Here is a 21,726-nt window from a genome sequence, read left to right on the forward strand (position 1 = left end):
TCATCAACGATTTCAAGAACGCAACAACGGCCTTGCCCCTCTTGAAATGAGGAACAAGGCCGTCGCCTAATCTTTTATTATTTCATTGTCCACTTGACAGGGAGCAGTTCATAGGCAACCGTCAGGGGTTTTGGTTTTATACTCTTCGAAAATCCGACGTTGTTGACTTGATTTGATAACTGAAAAGCTCCTGTGGAGATTTTCAGTCCGTTCCCCTGGAATATAAAAGGAATAGACTTCTATCATCGCTTTGATACATAAACTATGTTCGCTCTAGCTCCAACCTACAAAGGTTCCCCGAACCTTTTTGTAGCGAACAGGTTCGCTCTAGCTCCAACCTACAAAGGTTCCCCAAACCTTTTTGTAGCGAACAGGTTTGCTCTATATCCAACCTACAAAGGTTCCCCAAACCTTTTTGTAGCGAACTATGTTCGCTCTATATCCAACCTACAAAGGTTCCCCAAACCTTTTGTAGCAAACAGGTTCGCTCTAGCTCCAACCTACAAAGGTTCCCCGAACCTTTTTGTAGCGAACAGGTTCGCTCTAGCTCCAACCTACAAAGGTTCCCCGAACCTTTTTGTAGCGAACAGGTTCGCTCTAGCTCCAACCTACAAAGGTTCCCCGAACCTTTGGAGCAAGTCAAATTTTGATTTTCATTGAGTATAAAAATTAACCCCTGACGATAGGCAACCGTCAGGGGTTTTGTATAGTCTAAACAGAAAATTCCTCTCTGTAAGATAGGGAGAGGAAAATACGAAACGGACTGGGTGGTAATGGACACTGACTAGGGGAGGCCATACCTCTATCTCCAGATATACGGAGATGCACGATAAATTGGTCCGTATTCTAAAAGGATTTATTTAAGATAAAATCCTTCACTCCTTGAAAGCGATAAGATTTATCTTAAATTACCTACAATTATACGTTATTATTTACAATAAGTCAATTATTTTTCTAAATTTTCAGAATACTCTGGACAATCGCCGGCGATTACTTATCTAGTTTACAATCCATAATAGTATGAATAAAACAACGATAGAGGCCATAAGCCAAAACACCTCCAAGTGTATTTGTCCAGAGGTCATCCACTTCAAACACTCGCCCCGCATCAATGAGTATGTCTAGCAATAGCTGAGTGCACTCAATAAACAGGCTCATGCAAAAGGTATAACGAATGACTGCTCCAAGGCTCCGCCATTTTTCCAAAAGGAAAAGGAGAAGAAAAACCAGAGGAAAGAGTAGAAAAATGTTGGTAAAATTCTGCAAGAATATCCAGCCCAAATCTGCTAGGCTATCTACCTTATCACCATTGACAATACTATTAAAGGGAGTGGGGAGTAGATAGAGCCGCCCAATCTGAATGATGCCTGGTGTGGAAAAGTCTTTGTACTGGGGGTACCAAGACTGCGGTAGGAAACAGAGTAAAACAATAGCCAGAGCATAGGCCCCAGCTAAGCTTTTACAAATTTGTCTTCCTAGCTTGGTCAGATTCCCATCTGCTTGGAAGAATCTTCTCATGCTCCAATACCTGCCTTTGCTTTTGCGGCTGCAATACGAGCACGCGCCTTTTCGCGGTCTTTCTTGAGCGTATTGGAACGCAACTGACCACAAGCCGCATCAATATCTGTACCGTGTTCCTGACGAACAACACAGTTGACCCCATTTTTCTTCAAAACATCAAAGAAAGCCAGGGTCCGCTCTCTAGTTGAACGGCTGTACTGGTCATGCTCACTAACCGGGTTATATGGAATGAGGTTGATATAAGACAATTTACGGATATTCTTGGTCAAATCAGCCAATTCCTGCGCCTGTTCAACTCCGTCGTTAACTTCATTGAGCATGATGTACTCAAAGGTCACACGGCGGTTGGTTACCTTGATATAGTCCTCGATTGCCTCGAACAATACTTCGATTGGATAACGACGGTTGATCCGCATGATGCTGGAACGAAGGTCGTTATTTGGCGCGTGGAGAGAAACTGCCAAGTTGACCTGAACACCTTCACGGGCAAAATCACGGATTTTTGGTGCCAAGCCAGAAGTCGAAACCGTGATGTGACGGGCACCGATTGCCAAGCCCTTGTCATCATTGACCACACGCAAGAAGGTCATAACATTGTCATAGTTGTCAAGCGGCTCACCGATACCCATAACTACGATATGGCTGACACGCTCATTCTGATTACGCTCATCCAGGTATTTCTGCACCAACATAATCTGAGCCACAATCTCACCACTGGTCAAATCACGTTGCTTAGGAATCAAACCAGAAGCACAGAAGGTACAACCAATATTGCAACCTACCTGAGTTGTTACACAGACTGACAGACCATAATGCTGGTGCATGAGAACTGTTTCAATCAGCATGCCATCTGGCAATTCAAACAGGTATTTGATCGTCCCGTCCTTAGACTCCTGTACAATCCGTTGCTTGAGTGGGTTGACCACAAAGTTTTCTTCCAATTTTTCAATCAATGACTTGGGCAAGTTGGTCATTTCCGCAAAGGACTGGACACGGGAACGATAGAGCCATTCCCAAATCTGTGTCGCACGGAATTTCTTTTCCCCATTTTCTAAAATCCAATCCACTAGATTGGCTTGACTAAAGGCATAAATTGATGGTTTCATCTTTCTCCCTACTTCTGACGGATAACAAAGCTACGCTTAGCCTCATTCATCTCCCGATTATTTTCTTTACGGTCACGCTTCTGACTACGCTCCGTCTGACTAGCCTTGGCACCCGCATTTTTCATAGTAAAATGACGCTGTTCCGACTGCTTGTTCTGCTGCTTCCCTTTTTTCTGACGGTCATTACGACTATTCTTACTTTCCTTTGGCGCAATCGGCTCCGTCCGCTGCTGATTTCTGTTGCGATTACGAGAACGACTCCGCTTGCGACGGGGTCTGTCCTCCTCCTCAACAGGCAAGTCCTGCGGATTTGGATTGGCTAAGACGAAATAAGCACAGCCAAAATTACAGAATTCTGTCAAATAATCATCCAAACGACTGATTTTAGAGTCAGACTTAACAGTCTTATCATCCTTATAAAAGCCCTTCAAACGCAATTGCTCATTGCCCCAATCGCCGACAATATAGTCAAACTTGAGCATCAACTGTGAAAAACGCTGACCGAAAATAGTCTGGTCAAAAGCCTCTTTATAGTCTTCCACAAGGTCTAGTTCAATATTTTCAGATACAACCTTATCCCCCACACGAGCAAAACTTGGTCCAGGATACTTGTTGTAGTTGTACATTTCTGGTGAAATATCTTTTTTCATGAATCCTCCAATCTTGTAATTTCTTCATACAGTATATTTCTATCTAACCCTACTATTATACCACGATTTGACTTGAAATTCTTCTAGTTTAGGTTATCAAAGAAATTTCAGACAATTTTAATGAAATAGCAAAAAGGACGATTTACTCGCCCTTGGTTTGCTTCAAATAGTCAATGGCATCCTGAGCTGTCTTGACAGGCACAACTTCAATGTCCAGACCTGCCTTCTCAGCAGCTTCTTTAGCCTCTTCATAGTTGGTTTTAGCTGTTGGATCCTCTTTCAAGATTTCTTCATCAACTGGATTATTGGGAACAAAGAAGATACTTGCTCCAGCCTTGGCTGCAGATAATACCTTCTTATCTGCTCCACCAATATCACCAACGCTACCATCTTGCTCAATGGTTCCGGTACCCGCAATCACGCGCCCATCACGCAAGGTTGGGTCAGCCAGTTGCGTATATATTGCAAGGGTAAACATCAGTCCGGCACTTGGTCCACCGATATTGCCAGTTTGGAATTCAATCGGCACTGAACTTTCCACTTCCGTATGGTCAACTAGAGTAATCCCGATCCCGTTTTTACCATTTGAAAGCTTGATAATGTGACCATCTGCTGATTTTTCTTGACCACCACTTATATAGCCAACGGTTACATCACTGCCCAATTCCAAACTGCTGACATATTTAATGAGGTCTGGTGAGGATTCAAAGGTTTTTCCATTGATACTAACAACAGTGTCCGCAATATTGAGAATTTCCTTAAAAGTTGAATCTTCGGCTAAAGCTAGAACGTAAACTCCGAAGAAATCCATGCTGACCTCTTTACCAGCCAAGGTCAAACCTTGGTACTTGGCCATATTTTGCGAAGTTTCCATGTAGAACTGGGCAATGCGGAAGTATTCCTCGCTGTCTGCCCCACCTGTCATCTCCTCTGCTGAACTAACACTTGTGTAAGGGTCAAACTGGGCCGCCAAGAGTTGCAAGGCCGTTGCCTGTTGGACTGAAACGTAGGTAAAATTGTAAGAACCAGTTTCCTTGTCTTCTTGGTCATTGACTGTCAAGACCTGACGGATATCCGAAGCCCCTCCCGGCTTTTCCAGATAGTATGGCAGGGGGACAAAGACCGTAAACCAAATCAATAAAGTACCTAAGACAATGGAGCTAATCAGTAGTAATTTCTTATTTTTCTTCATTCTTTTTTATCTCCTCACTGACAACTGGGGGAACATAGGGACTAATATCTTGCTGATAATGAATCAATTCTCTGATTTGACTAGAAGATATATTCCGATACTCTGGTTTAGACATGAGATAAACCGTTTCAAGTTCCGGAGCTAGTTGGCGATTAAAATAGTCCAAATTAGCTTCATATTCAAGGTCAATTCCATTACGCAGGCCTCGAACGATATGACTAACCCGTCGCTCACGGGCCACATCAACCACCAATTCCTGACCAGCTAAAAAGACCTCAATCTTCTCATTTCCCTCAAAAACTTTTTGTAGAAGGGCTTGACGCTCCTGCCCTGTAAACAAACCAATTTTATTGGGATTGAAAAAAATACCTACATAAAGCTTATCAAACAGGCCACTTGCTCGCTTGATGATATCCAGATGCCCATTGGTAATGGGGTCAAAGGATCCTGTGAACATTCCTATCTTATCTGACATAGACTGTTACCTTACTAATTCCATATATTTTTTCTTTCCAAATGCCCAGCTCTGCTATTTCCTCCGGAAGAGAAACGGCCTTATCCGTTTCGCAAACCACCATGACCTCTTGGGACAAAAGCTGGCGCTGACACAGCTCAGTAATATCTGCTACGATGTCCTCGGCTGCATAGGGAGGGTCCAGAAAGACCAGGTCGAAGGATCCGCTCAAGTGAGCCAAAGCCTGCTTGGCTTCCATGGATAAAAGCTGAAACCTGCTATCTTCCTTGGTCATGCGGATATTGTCGCGGATAATGGCTTGCGCTCGCCGATCACGCTCGACCAGAACTGCAGCCTCCATGCCGCGAGAAACAGCCTCGATAGACAAACCGCCACTTCCTGCATAGAGGTCCAAGACTCGACCACCCTCAAAATAAGGACCAATCATATTAAACATGGCACCACGGACCTTGTCCGATGTGGGCCTAGTTGTCTTACCCTCTAAAGTTTTTAGTGGTCGTCCGCCATAAATTCCTGATACAATTCTCATAAAGAATATTATAACAAAAAAACGACTGGACGGCTCAATCAAACTAAAAAAAGGAGATTGCTCTCCTTTTATCTATGGATTATCTGTAGATGATGTTGCTGGCGTTTCACTTGCAACTGGACTTTCTACGCTAGTTTCAGTAGCAGTTGACGCTTCCGTCACTGGTGTTTCCGCAACGGGCGCTTCACTGACCTCGGACACAGGAGTTGTGCTTGTGTCTGCTTGGCTAGCAGGTGGGGTGTAAGTCGTTGTAGCATCTAAACTGCTGTATGTATTTTGAACAGATGCTACATCGTTAGAGGTTGCTGATTCATGGGAATATTCCGTTCCCGTTTCTGTTGCAAGACTATCATTAACAGAACTACTGTCCGCTGATGTAGAAGCCTTTTTCTTCTCCTTTTCGAGACTTGCTTTAGTCTGTGCATCAATCAATGTAGCAATCTCTAGCTGCACCTTATCTATCCTTGCCTGTAATTTAGCTTTAAGTCCACTATCTGTCAATGAAGCTACAGCCGCTTGAGCAAGGTCAAGTTTTTCTTTTGTCTTATTGCCTTCTAATTCGATAACTGCATTTTCTACAGCATTATAGTTAGAATCATCTGGAACAAGCTCTTGATTTACCTTTGATGTCTCAACTAACTTTTGGGAATCAAGATACCAACCAGCTCCCAAACTAATGAGTAATATCAACACCATTAAAATAAGTATCCCTAATTCAGCTAGGGATAACTTTTCATATTTCCTTTCCATTCCCACGTTCCTTACTGTTTACCAAGCCGGCATACATAATCTTACCGATTAAAAGACTATTTAGCAGTCTTTACTTTTCCATTCCAGCCATTTAAACCGTAGCTTAAAATATAGATCTCCTTAAAACCTTGTTTCTTTAAGTAAAGAGCTGCTGGCGTAACCAACTGACCACGATCATTTTCATACATCAAAACAGGCTTGTCCTTGCGTAAAGCTGCTGTTGATTGGCGTAATTGCTGGTAGGGAATATTTCTGGCACCCAGAATATGCTTACGACCGAACTCACTTGGATCTCGTAGGTCAATCAGCTGACCTCCATGAATTTTCTCTGCAAAGGCAGCATTGTCAATAACTGTCGCTGCTTGACGCAATCTCCAATAATTAAAGCCCATCCACGAACCTAAAATGACGACAAAAACAATAAATACCCACAAGGTTTCCACTACTTACTCTCCTTCAACTGCTGATACTCTAATTCCAAACGATGTTCCCGTCGCAAAACCAATTCGGCCTCCATGTAGTCCAACCTATCCAGAAGACCTGCCTGATAGACACGATTTAGCTCTATCTGCATCATCTCAATGTCATACAAACGATTGCCCATATAGATGATTATACCAAAACGTTTTAGCAACTGTTGTACATCGTATAGTCGTTTCATATATAAAATTTTAGCAGAATATCCGAAGATTTTCAATACAAAAACGCAATCGGTCTTGTCATTTTTTAAGCCAAAAAAGATTGGGTTCTAGCCCAATCTCATTCGTTTATACTAACCAACCCTTTTCCTGTGCCACCTTAACAGCAGCGGTGCGGTTTTCGGCACCTAGCTTGGACAGGATAGAGGTCATGTAGTTTCGAACCGTCCCATCAGACAGATAAAGCTGGCTGGCGATCTCCTTATTGGACAAGCCATCTGCCACCAGCTTAAGTAGCTGACTTTCTTGGGCTGTCAAAGGACTGCGTTGGGTCAGGAGAATGTCCATCAATTCTGGTGAATATTCCTTCCGCCCCGCCAAGACCGTTTCAATAGTCCGCATGAGGTCTGCGATGGAGCGTTCCTTGAGCACATAGGCATCCACATCTGCCTTGACCGCCCGCTCGAAATAGCCCGGTCGCTTGAAGGTGGTCATGATGACAACCTTGACGGGCAAGGTTTTTTCTCGCACCCATTCCAAGACATCTAGGCCCGACTTTTCAGGCATTTCTATATCTAGTAGCACCACATCTACTGGCTCTTTTTCCAAAAGAGAAATGGCCTGACTGCCGTTTTCTGCTTGTAAAACAGCCTCAACCGCATTTTGAAAGCCCAAGAGCTGACAGAGGGCGTCCCGCAGCATTGCTTGGTCTTCTGCGACTAAGATTCTCATTCTACCACCTCCTCAAACGGAATTCGGATGGACAGGCGGGTGGGCTTGGCTAGAGAAAGAAACTCCAAACTTCCTTTCACCGTTACCAACCTATCCTTTATAGTATGCAATTCCTGACCAGTCAACTGGGCAAAGCCCACACCGTTGTCTTCGTAGTATACAACCAATTCTTGCTGGTCTTTTTCAAAAACCAAACGACATTTGCTAGCCTGGCTGTGTTTGAGTAGGTTATTGGCCAACTCTCTCAGCACCATAGCCAGCTTATTCTGGACGGGCAAGCTGAGCTGCTCTGCTATTTCCCCGCCCAAGACAACTAAGTCCACTCCTGCTAAATCCAACATCTGCTGCAAAATCTGAAGCTCCTCTGCCACAGTGTGCTGCTTGAGGGACTGGACAATCTGGCGGACCTCCTGCATGGAGTCCTTAGCCAAGGTCTGAAGGGCTGCCACCTCCTTCTTGGCCTGGTCAATCTGGTCGTGGTCTAAAAGTGTCTGGACCAGCTCAGCCTTGACAGACAGCATGGCAAAGACATGACCCAGTGTGTCGTGCAAGTCCTGACCGATACGGTTGCGTTCATTCTCAGCCAGCAGGAGATTGATAGACGCATTCTGCTCCTGTAGGCGTTGCTGAAGGGCTTCCCGCTTGATCTCAATCCAGCTGAAAATCAGCAAGGCCAAGCCGAAAAAGTGAATGATGAGGGCAAAGGCTCTCATCTCAAAAGAAACTGGACCAAACAAAGCCCATAGAATAATAACCAGCAACAAAAGCCCGTAGGACACCGTCCGATAGGTCGGTCGATTCTCTTTATAATACCAGCCCAGCATATTGGACAGGTTGAAGATAAAGAGAGAGAATTGCAGATTGCCCCAAAAACTCATGACGGCGATATAGCCAATCAGGTAAAACCAACCCAGCATGGAATAGAGCTTGTGGTCGGTGTAAAAGAGGGAGCAATAGACCAAGGCAAAGAGAATAGTCGCTAGGACAACTGCCGTAGGATTGGGACTATACTGGGCATAGTAAAAGGGAAAATAGAGAAAGACCATGCCCACGAAGAACATGAGTGGTACCTTTCTTTTTTCAAATATCATCTGTCACCTCACTGCTGCTCCGATTTTCTATTCAGTATCAGAGCAATTCCTAAGAAAATTATCGCATAGCCTAGGACAATTAGCAAGGATTTCCAGAGAAAATCTCCCTCTTGTGCATAGGTGGTCACCAGCTGGTTGACATGGTAGCTGGGCATGAGTTTACATATCCGTTGCACCCAGTCTGGAAAGAGGGAAACAGGCATCCAAGAACCACCCATGATAGCCAGAACAAAGTAGAGCAAGTTTGCCACCACCGACATGGTTTGTTCCGACTGAATTTGCACCAAAAGCAAGCCAATAGCTAGAAATACGATAGAGGTTACTAAAAGTAAGAGAGCCGAAATTACCCATTCCTGAGCAGTCATCTCTACTCCCTTGACCAAGCCACCCACCGCAAAGACAATGACATTGGAAGATACAAAGCAGAGCAAGACCCGCACCAGTTTGGACAGGTAGTATTGCCAGATTGGCAGGGGCGAATGCTGGATAAAGGTCAACCAGCTATTTTTTCTGTCCTCTGCCAGCATCGTGGGAAAGGTGAAAAGGGCAAAGCCCGACATGGAAAAACCTGTCATGGTCAGCATGTAGGACTGGATAAAGGCCTTTTGCATGGTCGCATCGTCAAACTGGATCGTTGATGAAAAAATCAGGAAAAAGATGACGGGCATACCGATAGACAGGAGAAAAACTCCCAAACTTCTGGATAATTTTACCGCCTCTACTTGAATTAATGCTTTCATGATTCTTCCTCCCTCGTCTTGTCAAATAGGCTATTGAGCAGGGTTTTGTTCTGAACCTCTAGATCCGAAATCCGACAACCTGCCTCCTGCAAGCTAGCCCAAACCTGCTCAATGGCTCGGGTCTTGAAGCTGACCGTATCTTGTTTATAGCTGATTTCATTGATTTCAGCTAAGCTCTCCACCACCGCCGCAAAAGCAATCGGCAAAGTCACTTCTTTTTCTTGCTCCTCACTCCGCATGGCAAATGGCGTGGTATCTCTTAGTAGCCGCCCCTGGTGCAAGACCAAAATCCGCTCCGCCGTATGCTCCACTTCCTCGATATAGTGGCTGGTATAAAAAATAGTCACACCCTTTTCCTTCAACTCATGGACAATCTCCCAAAAACGCTGACGGGTCGACGTATCCATGCCCGCCGTCGGCTCGTCTAAGAAGAGCAACTTGGGCTTGCCAATCAGACAGATGACGAAAGCCAAGAGTCGCTTCTGACCACCCGATAGCTTGCCTGCCAGCTGATTTTTTTGTTCTGGGGAAAAGCGGAGCAGGCTGTCGATTTCCACATCTGTCAGACTGGCCTTGTAGATAGCTTGGAAAAAGCGGAGCAATTCCTTGACCTTCAGGTCTGTAGGAATGGCATTTTCTTGTGGTAAGACTGCTACCTTTTCCTTATTGGACTGAGCCTGCGGAGCCTTACCGTCCAACAAGACCTGCCCTTTCGTCGCCTTTCTATCGCCCAACAAACAGGACATGAGCGTTGTTTTCCCAGCCCCGTTGGGACCAATCAAGGCCACACATTCCCCAGACTGTATCTCAAAGGAAATATTGGACAAAATCGTCCGTCCTTTGATGATTTTTTCTAGCGCTCGTACTTCTATCATCTTTCTACCTCCTACTTCTTGAACATCTTATAGTCTTTTAGTTTACTTTTAGTACTAGGCAACGAGCCGCAGGCATAACTCAATGCTTTCTTGTTTCTAGGCATTGACTTGAAACAGTCCCCCAGACTGTTTCAATCAGGCAAGGCGAGTTCAAACACTCCAGTGGAGTGTTTGAAATTGGAAATAAGGAAACAACGTTTCCTCGCTCGTCGAAGTAATAAAAGAAAAACTAAATGACGATACATACATAGTATATATCGAAAATGAAACCCCCACTAGAAGCCTTTGTCATTGACTTATGTGACAAATGTCATGTTTGATATTCATCAATTCCAAACAAATCGCTTGCTTTTTAGGACATAATGACTTAGTATAGATATATCAACATGTTCTACCAGTTAGGATAACTCGGTGGAGAGCAACCACCCTTGAAATATAGAAAGAGGTTTCTGATGTCAGAAGATAAATTGAATGCAAAACTCGACCAGTTGACAGGTTCTGTCAAAGAAGGTTTGGGCAAATTAACAGGCGATAAAGGTCTTGAAGTCGAAGGACTTGTGGAAAAAGGCTTAGGCAAGGCTAAAGAATTAGTTGAAGATGCCAAAGATGGCATTGAAGGTGCTGTTGACGGAATCAAAAAGGCCTTCGATAAGGAATAAGCTCAAGGTTATGGAAAAAGCCTTGTGTTACTGAACCACACCCCAAAAGGTAGATAGAAAAATCTAACTTCTGGGGTGTTATTTTTGTTCAGTCGAAATCTATTTCGCTCACTATTTAATCATGATATATTCGCTTCGAGGCATAATCACTTTCAACTTGCTACACTCTTCATTAGTATCTTGCTTTACATGGGTTTTCCACCCTGTCTAATTGCAAATTCATTCGACTATCGTCTATGCAGCAAAAAAGAGTCCTACTGGACCCTTCATCTATTTATAATTTCGGAGCTTGTCCTAGTTCTGCCTGCAACATCCAAATATGTTTTTCAATACTAGCCTTAGCCACATTGAAAATGTCGTTGGTTACGCTATCACCTTCTTCATCACTGACATCAAATCCCTTTTGGAAAAGAGCAGCCAGATAACGGAACACCGCTACCACACGCGCCAATTGCTCTTCAATCGTTACAGTGTAATCACCAGGAACTTCCTTGAGCTGACTATTTTCACTAAACTCTTTAAGGGTAGAAAATGGTGCCCCACCTAAGGTGATTAAACGTTCACTCATCTCATCCAAATAGCCATCAATTTCTTCCATATATTCATCCATCTTTGGATGCCAAATCATAAAGCCACGACCACGCATATACCAATGAACTTGATGGAGAATAGAATGGGCCACTGATAAATCTGCTACAGCCTGATTCAATACTGCCTTAGAATCAGCCAATGATTGACGTGGGCTGAAGGAAGCAATTTCTGCTGGTGTTTGGAAATACTTTTGTTTCATAGTGTTCACCTTTTTGTTTTTATTTATAACTATTATAAATAAAAACATCATAAAAATCAAGAAATATACCTTATATTAGAAAAGTTCTAATTTTGTAACATATCTAAGAGAGTTACACCACATAAATGATATAATAAAAGAAAAAAGGAGTTCTATATGAAAAAAATCATTTTTGTTTGCTTGGGTAATATCTGTCGTAGCCCCATGGCAGAATTTGTCATGAAAGATTTAACTGATAGCCTGCACATTGAAAGTCGGGCAACATCCAGTTGGGAACACGGCAATCCCATCTACCCAGGTACACAAAAGATTTTCAAGCAACACAATATTCCCTACGACCAAACCAAGACCTCTCAACAAATCTCTCAAACAGACTTTGAAGAATTTGATGTCATCATTGGAATGGATAGCAATAATATCCGAGATTTACGGAAAATGGCTCCTGCCCATGCCCAAGATAAGATTTTTCAATTTGCAGACAAATCCGTCCCGGACCCTTGGTACACAGGTGATTTTGACGAAACCTATCGTCTAGTCAAACAGGGTTGTCAGGATTGGTTAGAAAAATTATAATATCTCCCGTGTAATATTTTTGTAATATTTGTAAGAAAATGGTAAACTATTTCTGACTGGATTGATACGCTTTTGTTTTATGCTAGAAAGAAGGGTTAAAAAAATCCAGTAGATTATTTCGAAAGGGTTTATCTATGAAAGAGTTAACAAACAAACGCTTAACATTGGAAGATGTTTCCCGTTTCTTCACACGTAGAAAAGTAGAAGTACTTTCTCTTCTACTGATTTTGATTTGTGCCTTATCTGTTTTTACAGGTCGGATTGGAAACAAGCAGGCCTTGACCTTAGACAATGGTAAATTACAATACAATGGCTATGTGGTCGCTTCCAAAATGAATGGCCAAGGCAAACTGACCTTCGAAAATGGCGATAGCTACCAAGGCCAATTTAAGAATGGCATTTTTCACGGTCAAGGAACCTACAAATCCGCTAGTGGCTGGGTTTACGTTGGCGAATTCAAAAATGGTTATGCTGATGGCAAAGGTAAATTAACAACCGAAGGACAGGCCATTTACGAAGGAAGATTTAAACAGGGGATTTATCAAAATGAAAATTAAATGGTTATCTACAATTCGTGTCATCGGTCTATCCTTTGTTCTCCTCTACCATTTCTTCATCAAGATTTTTCCAGGTGGATTTGTTGGGGTGGACCTATTCTTCACCCTGTCTGGCTATCTAACGACAGCCCTCTTGATTGATGAGTTTTCAAAGCATAAAAAAATTGATCTTATCTCCTTTTTCCGAAGAAGATTGTATCGGATCCTACCGCCTTTGGTTTTGACCATTCTGTTGGTGCTACCTTTGGCCCTCCTGATTCGGAATGATTTCCTTGCCAACATTGGTGGTCAGGTCACTGCTGCTCTGGGCTTTATGACCAATTTCTTTGAAATCCTGTCTGGTGGTAGCTATGAAAATCAATTTACGCCACATCTATTTGTTCACACCTGGACACTGGCTATTGAAGTCCAATATTACATTATCTGGGCAGGTTTGGTTTGGCTTCTAGCTCGGATATCCAAAAGTGTTGGGCAACTGCGTGGAACGATTTTCTTAACCTCCCTCAGCCTATTTGTCCTCACTTTCCTTGGAATGTTTATATCCAGTTTCTTCGTGGACAACTTCTCATCTATCTATTATTCGACCTTTACCCATACCTTCCCCTTCTTTCTGGGTGCTATCCTAGCAACTATAGCAGGTATTGGTCATACAACCGCTGCCTTCCAGCAAACTATTCAGACACTTAGCTTACAGAAGGTCCTCGGACTGTTTGTAGGTGGATTGGCAATCGAACTGATTCTACTGTTTACCTTACAATTTAGTTCCATTTGGACCTACCTGATTGGTTTCCTCTTATCTAGCCTGGCAACTGTTGCCATGATTTTCGCGGCGCGTATTCTTCATGAAAAAACAGAAAGCATTAAGGAACCTGGCTTCATTCAATTCTTAGCAGCAATTTCCTACGGTATTTATCTCTTCCATTGGCCACTTCTAATCATCTTTACACAGTTGAGCAATGCAACTACTGCTGCTATCTTGTCTTTTATCTTCTCCGTCATTTTGGCGACTATTTCGACCTATATCCTCGAACCCTTTGTCGCAGGAAGAGTAGGGAAATTGTTTGGTCTTGCAATTGACCTCAAACCCTATAAAAAATGGTTGGCTGGTAGTTTCGGCTTCCTCACTGTACTTAGTCTAGCAATCTGCCTCTTTGCACCACGACTTGGAAGCTTTGAGCAAGAGAATATGATTAGTAGCCTCTACCAAGCCCAGACCCAGCTGGCAACCACTCGTTCAGCCGCTGAAAACTCAAAGGTATCTAGCTTCGATATTCAAAAGGGTGTAACCATGTTTGGAGATTCTGTTACTGTTCGAGCAAGTACGGCACTTCAGGAAGCTATCCCAGGAATCCAAATTGATGGAACTGTCAGTCGAAACCTCTCAGAAATTGAAAGTTTGATTAAGCTCTACCAGCAGAACAATAGTTTGAAAGAAACGGTCATCGTCGCCTTAGGCACCAATACAAGCGATAATTACCAAGAGATTTTGGACAAATTAGTCAAGGACTTTCCTAAAGGACGTCGCCTCATTTTCGTGACACCTTATGATGGTAACTTTAGTCCAAGTAATTCTATTTCTTACCAAACAGGTCAATATGAAAAAGAGCTGGCTGAGAAATACGATTATATTTCAATTGCAGATTGGTACCAGGCCTCCCTGGACAATCCACCCATTTGGTATAACTCCGACTTGGTTCATTTCAACATCGATAATAACGGTGCAGAAATTTTTGCCCAAACTATCAGTCAAGCTATCAAAGCTGTAGAAAATGGACCCATTAAAAACTAAAATAAAACATTCTTCTGTAACTTTAGATTACAGGAGAATTTTTTATTGTTCGAGATAATCTAATACTCTAATCAATATATTTGACTTTGAGGCACTATACAAACCATGCTAGACTTTTCCTACACCACTTCACAGAATAAAGGCCAATAGAGCAAAAATCCCCCATCCAGCGGATAGGGGACACAAAATACAACTATTTCTGTTTACTCTGAAAACGCCATTCAAAGCGTTTCTGGTCATAAAAAGGATACATGACCTGCAAGAGAGTAAGAGCTAAAAGCCAACCTCCAATAATATCCGTCGGATAATGGACACCTATATAGATACGAGAGATGGCAACTAACATGGCTAGAAGGATTAAGCCAGCTTGTAGGACACGCTTAGCCAAGCCCTGCTTCATACGTTGTTGGATAACAATCACTACTGCTCCTGCAATCATCATGGTTGAGGCAGTATGCCAGCTTGGGAATGAATAGCCAATGGTATCAATTAACCATTCAATGCTAGGTCGCGGACGTTGGTAGACATATTTCAGGGCTGTAGATGCTACCCCCATAGCCGCAAAACTAGCAAGTAGGAAAAAGGCTTCTATCTTCCACCTTTTGTAATAATAGAAGATAGCAGACAAGAGCAGGGTAATCGCTAAAATAATAACCGTATTCCCTATGACAGTAATAGAAGTCCAAAACTGGGTCGCTCCACTAGGAAGATTTCCGCGAATGGCGGATTGAATAGCGGTGTCAAAACCAGTTAAGCTACTTGGGTAAAACTTGGCTACATAGCCTAAAAATACAAAGGCCAGAGCAAAGAAAGACGCGTTTCGTAAATGGATTTGTTTATTTTTCATAGATATAGTTTACTTTAAAAAAGTTAAACTTTCTTTAAAATAGGTTGAGCTGCCTTGTAGCAAATATAGAAAATAATGGAAAGGACCATTCCTTGCAAGAGATTAAATGGCAAAACCATAAAGAGTAGGTAATTGGTCAATCCTAAGATTTCCTTGATATCAAAATTTGCAAAGGCCGCGTACAGTGGTACTGCATAGACATAGTTCAAGACAAGCATGGCAAGGGTTGAACCAAGTGTTGCTACGACTGCTGTTTTTAGATAATTTTTGACAGTCTGGTCATTCTTCCAGAAATAAGCCACTGCCAAGATAAAAACCGACATGGCTGCAATATTCATCGGCAGACCAATAACTGTTGATACTCCTTGGTTGTTTAAAAGCAACTTTAGCAAGGTCCTGATAAACAAAATGGCAAAACTAGACTTGATATCTAGTAGTAGAAGACCAAATAAAATTGGTACTAGTGAAAAATCCACTTCTAAGAAATTTGCCGTTGGAATCAAGGGAAATTTCAAATACATGAGTAGAAATGAAAGTGCTGAAAGAATGGCGATAATCGCCATTTTCCGTGTGTTTGTCATAAAGGTTCCTCCAATTTTGAAAATTGAAGAAGCTTGGAAGGCAGGTCAAAAGAACTGCACTTCGTCTTCTCCCATCCAGACTATACTGTCGGTTGTGGAATTGCACCACATCAGCTTTCGCTCGCAGACTGTACGTGTCTTTCTTTCCATTTTATGGCTTCGTTAAGTCTGCATCTCCTTGCCTAGCCCTAAAATGAAACAAAAACACTTTTTTTGAGTGTTGCTTAAGATTTTTCTATCAGTCTAGGCGACAAGGCGAAGGCATAACTGGAGTTAGGCAAGCCTGGTCAACGACGAATGAGAGAAAAAGAAAAGCAAGAATCAAAAAAATCACTGCCGGTCGGGAATTACACCCTGCCCTGAAGACTCTTTCATGATACCAAAAAAGCCCTGCAAGTGCAAGAGCTTAGTTCCAGTTAGTGATATTCTTTATTTTAGCTTATCCTCTTCATAGGTATGTACCAAATCCAAGCCTGCAAAATCCTGCTGGCGAAGGGCTTCATAGACAATCATGCAAACTGTATTGGATACATTAAGACTACGGACATGCTCATCATTCATGGGAATGCGAATAGCTTTTTCAGGATGCATTCGCATAAATTCTTCCGGTAATCCCTTATCTTCACGACCAAAGAGGAAAAAGTGGATACCGTCCTGATAACTTTCTTCCGAATAAATCTTATCCGCAAATTTTGACACCAAATGAATCCGACCATGCTGACTTGCATAGTCCATAAATTCTGTCAGATTTTCATAGAAACGAACATCTAACTTATCCCAGTAGTCCAAACCTGCACGCTTCATCTTTCTGTCATCAATGGGGAAGCTCATTGGCTTGATGATATGGAGGGGGCTGTTGGTCGCAGCACAAGTTCGAGCGATATTTCCCGTATTTTGTGGAATCTGTGGTTCAAACAAGACAATGTGGTTTTTGGCAGTTTCTTCTGTATAATGCAAATCTTCAATATTCATACTTTTTATTTCCTCAAACTAGGGCAGTGATTATTCGGACAAAAAAATAGCCACACTGCCCGGAGTCAAGCTCAGCAAACAGCATGGTGAATGATGATTCATTCACTTAACTCACAACAGGTTTGAGTTAAATCAATGAAATCGTGTTTCTATTGTAACTTAAAAAAGGCTGAAAATCAAGTATTTTTGCCTAATTTTTTCATAAAATGATATTTAAATGAGATAAAGAGCAATAACGCTCATTTTTGAGTTGCAAAGCTGAGCAAAACGATATACTATTCTATATTTCCTTTTTGGTTATCATCGGTACCAGCTGAATCAGTCAATATCGTCAATAATAATTAGTAGGTATATTTTACTATGCAATTAAACAATCTGTCCAATCAGAACTTACGTTCAATTTTTCCAATTTCATTGTTTCCATACCTGTATTCATTACTTCCCCAAACTTTCCTTATAACGCTGGGACTTTTTACCATACCAGTCTTCTACTGAATAACCAAATTCTTTTCGATACTTTTCTTGATCTGCATTAAGTACATTCAAGGCAAGCAAAGTGGACAATATCCCTCTCAAGATAAGAGTAAATACAATAACAATGAGAGGTGGAAAAATCGGCATTGCTGCAAGCAAAACGCTAGCCAGTATATTTTGAAAGCCATCATGTATTAGACTGGATAACGCACTAATTCCCCATAATACTAAAAGAACAGTTGATAATTGCTTTGATGTAATGCGAGAAGAAATAGGTAGGCTTTGAACTGTTTTTGAAACATAATGCCAGAAAATATAGACTAACGAAGCTACAAACATCAACCAATTTAGCACTCTAACCAATAAGAACGGGACAAAAAATTGGATTCCATAAAATATAGAATAATAAATGGGAATAACCATCATCAGTAGAATGATTTGATTTAGTAAGTAAGCTTTAATGATATTTCTATGCATCATTCTATAAGCAATACTATACAAAAACCAAGAAAACACGAAAAGCCAACCCCAGAACACGTTAGGAAGACCTATAAGATACTCTAGACCAGTGACTGATACTGAGTTGAGCTCTCCGCTCAGACTAACAGATTTACCAAAAGTTGATACAAAGAAGCCACCAAATAGAAGAAAACCGATAAGAGCTGGAAAACCAAAAATTAAAACGAAAACATTCCATTTCCTACTTAACTCTTGAGCATCTTCAATAATATATTTATATTTGTCTTCCATCATTCTCACCCAAACCAAGACGAAACTGTCTTGGTTCCTCCCTCAAAGAAGTTAGAAATACTATCTCCTACTGATTTAATTGATTCTATGTTCATACTTACAGATTTTCCTAATTAGCCAATGAGGGAGTGGGAAAGAACTCGACCATTCCTAGAAGAGTTCGTCTTCCCACCCCCGCACAGTTGATTAGGTCAGATTTGGAGTGTAAAGCACGAACAAATCTGCCAATCAACCACTGCGCTGAGATGTTGACACTAACTTTGAGAAGCGGTGCTGACCTTTTTACCCAGCCTCTTCAAATGTATAAACACTATCTGCAATTTCCGCAGAGACCTCCACCCGACGATTAATATCAACCTTACTCATCTGCTTTATCCTCCATAACAAAGGAGAAGAAACAATTTATCTTGACATCAGACCTATCATACAATGAATAGAATAATATATATGAAAATGTTTTTTCATCATGCCTTCTTTTGCTTACTTCGATTTTAGCAACTGTTGGATCAGTTAATCCATAAGTTTCTATTAGTTTCTTTGTGTAGTCCGAAGGAGTCTTCTCTTGGTAACTCATATCCTTCATATAAGTATTGGGATGGTCCAGTACCTTCACTAGCTCTAGATTATTAAAATAGTCTTCTGAAAAATGGAATTCTTCAAACATCAGTTTTCTATCGGATAACACTTCACTAGTCGTATTTATTTTCAATTCTCCCCCTATATAAGACGTTGGATAGCCCTCCGTTTCAGAAACAGATAAATCATAACTCATTCCTTCAAACTGTCTATCTGAGTTGGCAGTCAAATCAGTCTGAAAGCCCTTGGCATCCTCCATACCATATATAGTCAAACTGTCTTCAATCGAAAGAATATCAAAATTCTCTATAGATTGCTGGTCCAACACCTCATACATCGGTGCCAACTCTGTCTTAATCTCTGTTTCTTTATTACAACCTGTCAAACCCATTATCGTAACACCTCCTAAAATGCACATCATTAGCTTTTTTATTCGATTCATCACTCCGCCACCTGCTTACTAATTTTTACTTTTTGATAGTCTTGGTCATGATATAGATACACTTCATCTACTTTCAAAGTCTCCTCACGACTTGTCATTTTATCTTGTACAATACTTTGATCATATAGTCTTTGAGCAACGATTGCCGTCACCAGATTCTCTTTAATATACTTAATAGATAAATCTGTCTTGAGTAACGATGATTTTCGTGCACCAATTTATAAACACTGTCTGCAATACCTGCAGATACCTCAACCCGACGACTTATCTCTTCTCTACTCATCCTCCATATCCTCCATTACAAATTTGAAGACACGAATGATTTCAATATCGCTCCCATCATATAAAGAGTAGGTTAGTATGTAAGAAAATGTTTTTTCATCATGCCTTGTTTTGCTTACTTCGATTTTAGCAACTGTTGGATCAGTTAATCCATAAGTTTCTATTAGTTTCTTTGTGTAGTCCGAAGGAGTCTTCTCTTGGTAACTCATATCCTTCATATAAGTGGATGGATGTTCAAATGCCTCTACTAACTCTAAACTATTGAAATAGTCTTCTGAAAAATGAAATTCTTCAAATAACATTTTTCTATCGGATAACACTTCACTAGTCGTATTAATTTTCAAATTTCCATCTATATAAGTCGTTGGATAGCCTTCCGTTTCAGAAACTGACAAATCATAACTCATTCCTTCAAATTGTCCATCTGGGCTAATAGCCAAGTCAGTCTTAAATGCCTTGGCACTCTCCATACCATATATCCTCAAATTATCTTCAATCGAAAAAATATCAAAATTCTCTATAGATTGCTGATCCAACACCTCGTACATCGGTGCCAACTCTGTTCTAATCTCTACTTCTTTATTACAACCAGTCAACCCCATTATTGTAACAACTCCTAAAATGCACATCATTAGTTTTTTTATTCGATTCATTACTCCGCCACCTGCTTACTAATTTTTACTTTTTGATAGTCTTGGTCAAGATATAGATACACTTCATCTACTTTCAAAGTCTCCTCCGACTTGTCATTTTATCTTGTACAATACTTTGATCATATAGTCTTTGAGCAACGATTGCCATTACCATTCCCTTGCTCTCTTCAAAAGAGGCGTTCCATACTGTTTTTTAATGTTTACCCATCTTATCAGTTCATCATACTTGTCTATTATACCAAAAATCCAGACAAGGTGATCTTGTCTGGGTTTACAAGTTAATAACTTAAGCATCAAAAAAATTATGCAACTTGGGATTTTGAAATACATTGCTTAGCCATAAACCCAAAGTAAATTAAGACGATCTAAACAAAACCTACTTTCCCAAACTTTCCTTATATCGCTTGGACTTTTTACCATACCAGTCTTCAATGCTATATCCTGAGAGAATACGATAGTCTTCCATATATTTACTGATATAATAGCCTTTTATCTGACTTGCACCAAGTGCGATAACAAAATATAAACCCACCAATCCAATAATAGGAAACGAAAGGATGCTAACCGTTCTTATTAAATCATTTCTATACAAATTTTCTCCGCTGGAAAAAAATATCCTATACAGAAAAACTGGAGTAAGAACGAGCCAACCAAATTTTCTAGAATGAGCAACAAAAAGCTCCACATATCTTTCTAGTGGGTTACTGAAATCTACATTACCATACAAACTATTGTACGAAGTCTTACTAAACCATTGATATCTTTCAAGAAGGGCAATCATGAAATCCACCGAATAGATGAATATTGACAAGAACTCACCAAGTATCATTGTAGAAAAAATAACTAGTAATATTTCTATTTAGTAATAGAATAGAAATGTAAGCAAAAACATATACTTATAAAAATAATAGTAAGACAAGACTCGTTTTTGATGGATTTTTTTTCAAGGAAATGAAATACAAAAATGTAACAAGTAGCCCTAGAAAGAAGGGAATACTTACTAATACCTCCGTACTTTTAAATAGAGTTAATATGATTTGTGAATCAATATATCTACCTATAAATGTTATTAAATACATGAAGAGATTAACAGTCAAAAAACCTATTATTTTCTTTCCATAACCTTTTTTCTCTATGTCCTCCATTGAAGTCTGAATGTAATGATCCGTTACCAACCCCATACTCTCTTCTAAAGAGGCATTCCATACTGTTTTTTTCATGTTTTCTCATCCTTATCAGATTATCATAATTGTCTGTTATGTTAATAAATCAAAGAAACTGGCCTTAGCCTGAAAAAATATTGGCCCTGTAAGACACTAGTTAGCGTGCTCAAAAAAAGAGGAAAACAATTATCCTCTTAACCTCTTTCAATCGGGAAGACAGGATTCGAACCTGCGACACCTTGGTCCCAAACCAAGTACTCTACCAAGCTGAGCTACTTCCCGCTGTTATTAAAAATAAAGCTCCCCTAATGACATCATT

General features: G+C 40.9%; 27 protein-coding genes, 1 tRNA gene and 1 riboswitch. Of the genes, 4 read left to right on the top strand and 24 right to left on the bottom strand.

What is annotated here, in order from left to right; all coding sequences use genetic code 11:
* Positions 1 to 990: 990 nt before the first annotated feature.
* The 13 genes from C1G53_RS09185 to C1G53_RS09245 all read right to left on the bottom strand — a co-directional run bounded on the left by C1G53_RS09185 (position 991) and on the right by C1G53_RS09245 (position 10,299).
* Positions 991 to 1,518, bottom strand: a complete 528-nt coding sequence (locus tag C1G53_RS09185) for a VanZ family protein (protein ID WP_105118430.1) — start codon at positions 1,516 to 1,518, stop codon at positions 991 to 993.
* A complete protein-coding gene (gene rlmN / locus C1G53_RS09190; RefSeq protein WP_105118431.1) occupies positions 1,515 to 2,627 on the bottom strand; it encodes a 23S rRNA (adenine(2503)-C(2))-methyltransferase RlmN in 1,113 nt (370 codons plus the stop codon). Before rlmN ends, C1G53_RS09185 begins: the two co-directional genes overlap by 4 nt.
* A gap of 8 nt (positions 2,628 to 2,635) precedes the next feature.
* Entirely contained in the window at positions 2,636 to 3,277 is a 642-nt protein-coding gene (locus C1G53_RS09195) for a YutD family protein (RefSeq protein ID WP_105118432.1), read from the bottom strand.
* 142 nt (positions 3,278 to 3,419) lie between these two features.
* Complete coding sequence (locus C1G53_RS09200) at positions 3,420 to 4,469, bottom strand: SepM family pheromone-processing serine protease (RefSeq protein ID WP_105118433.1); 1,050 nt, start codon at positions 4,467 to 4,469, stop codon at positions 3,420 to 3,422.
* A complete protein-coding gene (coaD, locus tag C1G53_RS09205; protein ID WP_105118434.1) occupies positions 4,456 to 4,944 on the bottom strand; it encodes a pantetheine-phosphate adenylyltransferase in 489 nt (162 codons plus the stop codon). The genes C1G53_RS09200 and coaD overlap by 14 nt, the downstream gene beginning before the upstream one ends.
* The gene (rsmD, locus tag C1G53_RS09210; RefSeq protein WP_105118452.1) at positions 4,934 to 5,473 is read right to left on the bottom strand and encodes a 16S rRNA (guanine(966)-N(2))-methyltransferase RsmD; all 540 of its coding nucleotides are present in this window, start codon (positions 5,471 to 5,473) and stop codon (positions 4,934 to 4,936) included. Before rsmD ends, coaD begins: the two co-directional genes overlap by 11 nt.
* 72 nt (positions 5,474 to 5,545) lie before the next feature.
* A complete protein-coding gene (locus C1G53_RS09215; RefSeq protein WP_105118435.1) occupies positions 5,546 to 6,223 on the bottom strand; it encodes a serine protease in 678 nt (225 codons plus the stop codon).
* Positions 6,224 to 6,279: 56 nt separating this feature from the next.
* Positions 6,280 to 6,666, bottom strand: a complete 387-nt coding sequence (locus C1G53_RS09220) for a rhodanese-like domain-containing protein (protein ID WP_105118436.1) — start codon at positions 6,664 to 6,666, stop codon at positions 6,280 to 6,282.
* Positions 6,666 to 6,884 (bottom strand): YqgQ family protein, encoded by a 219-nt coding sequence (locus C1G53_RS09225; RefSeq protein ID WP_105118437.1) that lies wholly within the window; start codon positions 6,882 to 6,884, stop codon positions 6,666 to 6,668. The genes C1G53_RS09220 and C1G53_RS09225 overlap by 1 nt, the downstream gene beginning before the upstream one ends.
* A gap of 106 nt (positions 6,885 to 6,990) precedes the next feature.
* Positions 6,991 to 7,593, bottom strand: coding sequence for a response regulator transcription factor (locus C1G53_RS09230; RefSeq protein ID WP_105118438.1), 603 nt, complete (start codon positions 7,591 to 7,593; stop codon positions 6,991 to 6,993).
* Positions 7,590 to 8,684, bottom strand: a complete 1,095-nt coding sequence (locus C1G53_RS09235) for a sensor histidine kinase (RefSeq protein ID WP_161941398.1) — start codon at positions 8,682 to 8,684, stop codon at positions 7,590 to 7,592. The genes C1G53_RS09230 and C1G53_RS09235 overlap by 4 nt, the downstream gene beginning before the upstream one ends.
* An 8-nt stretch (positions 8,685 to 8,692) precedes the next feature.
* Positions 8,693 to 9,424 (bottom strand): ABC transporter permease, encoded by a 732-nt coding sequence (locus C1G53_RS09240; RefSeq protein ID WP_105118439.1) that lies wholly within the window; start codon positions 9,422 to 9,424, stop codon positions 8,693 to 8,695.
* Positions 9,421 to 10,299 carry an ABC transporter ATP-binding protein gene (locus C1G53_RS09245; RefSeq protein ID WP_105118440.1) on the bottom strand — a complete coding sequence of 293 codons (879 nt, stop codon included), beginning with the start codon at positions 10,297 to 10,299 and terminating at the stop codon, positions 9,421 to 9,423. Before C1G53_RS09245 ends, C1G53_RS09240 begins: the two co-directional genes overlap by 4 nt.
* 452 nt (positions 10,300 to 10,751) lie before the next feature.
* Between C1G53_RS09245 and C1G53_RS09250 the strand changes: the two genes are divergently transcribed.
* A complete protein-coding gene (locus C1G53_RS09250; protein ID WP_105118441.1) occupies positions 10,752 to 10,958 on the top strand; it encodes a CsbD family protein in 207 nt (68 codons plus the stop codon).
* A 274-nt stretch (positions 10,959 to 11,232) separates the two neighbouring features.
* Here C1G53_RS09250 and C1G53_RS09255 read toward each other — a convergent pair whose 3' ends face one another.
* Complete coding sequence (locus tag C1G53_RS09255; RefSeq protein WP_105118442.1) at positions 11,233 to 11,748, bottom strand: Dps family protein; 516 nt, start codon at positions 11,746 to 11,748, stop codon at positions 11,233 to 11,235.
* 156 nt (positions 11,749 to 11,904) lie between these two features.
* Between C1G53_RS09255 and C1G53_RS09260 the strand changes: the two genes are divergently transcribed.
* The 3 genes from C1G53_RS09260 to C1G53_RS09270 all read left to right on the top strand — a co-directional run bounded on the left by C1G53_RS09260 (position 11,905) and on the right by C1G53_RS09270 (position 14,667).
* Positions 11,905 to 12,321, top strand: a complete 417-nt coding sequence (locus C1G53_RS09260) for a low molecular weight protein-tyrosine-phosphatase (protein WP_105118443.1) — start codon at positions 11,905 to 11,907, stop codon at positions 12,319 to 12,321.
* A gap of 134 nt (positions 12,322 to 12,455) precedes the next feature.
* The gene (locus C1G53_RS09265; protein WP_105118444.1) at positions 12,456 to 12,878 is read left to right on the top strand and encodes a hypothetical protein; all 423 of its coding nucleotides are present in this window, start codon (positions 12,456 to 12,458) and stop codon (positions 12,876 to 12,878) included.
* Complete coding sequence (locus C1G53_RS09270; protein ID WP_105118445.1) at positions 12,868 to 14,667, top strand: acyltransferase family protein; 1,800 nt, start codon at positions 12,868 to 12,870, stop codon at positions 14,665 to 14,667. Before C1G53_RS09265 ends, C1G53_RS09270 begins: the two co-directional genes overlap by 11 nt.
* Before the next feature lie 193 nt (positions 14,668 to 14,860).
* Here the strand turns inward: C1G53_RS09270 and C1G53_RS09275 are convergent, their stop codons facing one another.
* The 10 genes from C1G53_RS09275 to C1G53_RS09310 form a co-directional block, all read right to left on the bottom strand.
* On the bottom strand, positions 14,861 to 15,514 hold the full coding sequence (locus tag C1G53_RS09275; protein ID WP_105118446.1) for a phosphatase PAP2 family protein: 654 nt from the start codon (positions 15,512 to 15,514) through the stop codon (positions 14,861 to 14,863).
* Positions 15,515 to 15,537: 23 nt separating this feature from the next.
* A complete protein-coding gene (locus C1G53_RS09280) occupies positions 15,538 to 16,095 on the bottom strand; it encodes an ECF transporter S component (protein ID WP_105118447.1) in 558 nt (185 codons plus the stop codon).
* A 59-nt stretch (positions 16,096 to 16,154) separates the two neighbouring features.
* A riboswitch (FMN riboswitch) is annotated at positions 16,155 to 16,466 on the bottom strand.
* A gap of 58 nt (positions 16,467 to 16,524) precedes the next feature.
* Positions 16,525 to 17,067, bottom strand: coding sequence for a tRNA (cytidine(34)-2'-O)-methyltransferase (locus C1G53_RS09285; RefSeq protein WP_105118448.1), 543 nt, complete (start codon positions 17,065 to 17,067; stop codon positions 16,525 to 16,527).
* A 435-nt stretch (positions 17,068 to 17,502) separates the two neighbouring features.
* Positions 17,503 to 18,294 carry a hypothetical protein gene (locus tag C1G53_RS09290; RefSeq protein WP_105118449.1) on the bottom strand — a complete coding sequence of 264 codons (792 nt, stop codon included), beginning with the start codon at positions 18,292 to 18,294 and terminating at the stop codon, positions 17,503 to 17,505.
* Positions 18,295 to 18,649: 355 nt separating this feature from the next.
* Positions 18,650 to 19,309 carry a hypothetical protein gene (locus tag C1G53_RS09295; RefSeq protein WP_105118450.1) on the bottom strand — a complete coding sequence of 220 codons (660 nt, stop codon included), beginning with the start codon at positions 19,307 to 19,309 and terminating at the stop codon, positions 18,650 to 18,652.
* Positions 19,309 to 19,461, bottom strand: coding sequence for a hypothetical protein (locus C1G53_RS13090; protein ID WP_161941399.1), 153 nt, complete (start codon positions 19,459 to 19,461; stop codon positions 19,309 to 19,311). Before C1G53_RS13090 ends, C1G53_RS09295 begins: the two co-directional genes overlap by 1 nt.
* A 123-nt stretch (positions 19,462 to 19,584) precedes the next feature.
* Complete coding sequence (locus C1G53_RS09300) at positions 19,585 to 20,244, bottom strand: hypothetical protein (RefSeq protein WP_105118451.1); 660 nt, start codon at positions 20,242 to 20,244, stop codon at positions 19,585 to 19,587.
* A 376-nt stretch (positions 20,245 to 20,620) separates the two neighbouring features.
* Positions 20,621 to 21,025, bottom strand: a complete 405-nt coding sequence (locus C1G53_RS13395; protein ID WP_238139135.1) for a hypothetical protein — start codon at positions 21,023 to 21,025, stop codon at positions 20,621 to 20,623.
* 115 nt (positions 21,026 to 21,140) lie between these two features.
* Positions 21,141 to 21,464 carry a hypothetical protein gene (locus C1G53_RS13400; RefSeq protein ID WP_238139136.1) on the bottom strand — a complete coding sequence of 108 codons (324 nt, stop codon included), beginning with the start codon at positions 21,462 to 21,464 and terminating at the stop codon, positions 21,141 to 21,143.
* 151 nt (positions 21,465 to 21,615) lie between these two features.
* Positions 21,616 to 21,689: transfer RNA gene (locus C1G53_RS09310), tRNA-Pro, on the bottom strand.
* Positions 21,690 to 21,726 lie beyond the last annotated feature (37 nt).

It is taken from the genome of Streptococcus suis (assembly GCF_002960445.1).
Classification (GTDB): domain Bacteria; phylum Bacillota; class Bacilli; order Lactobacillales; family Streptococcaceae; genus Streptococcus; species Streptococcus hyiners.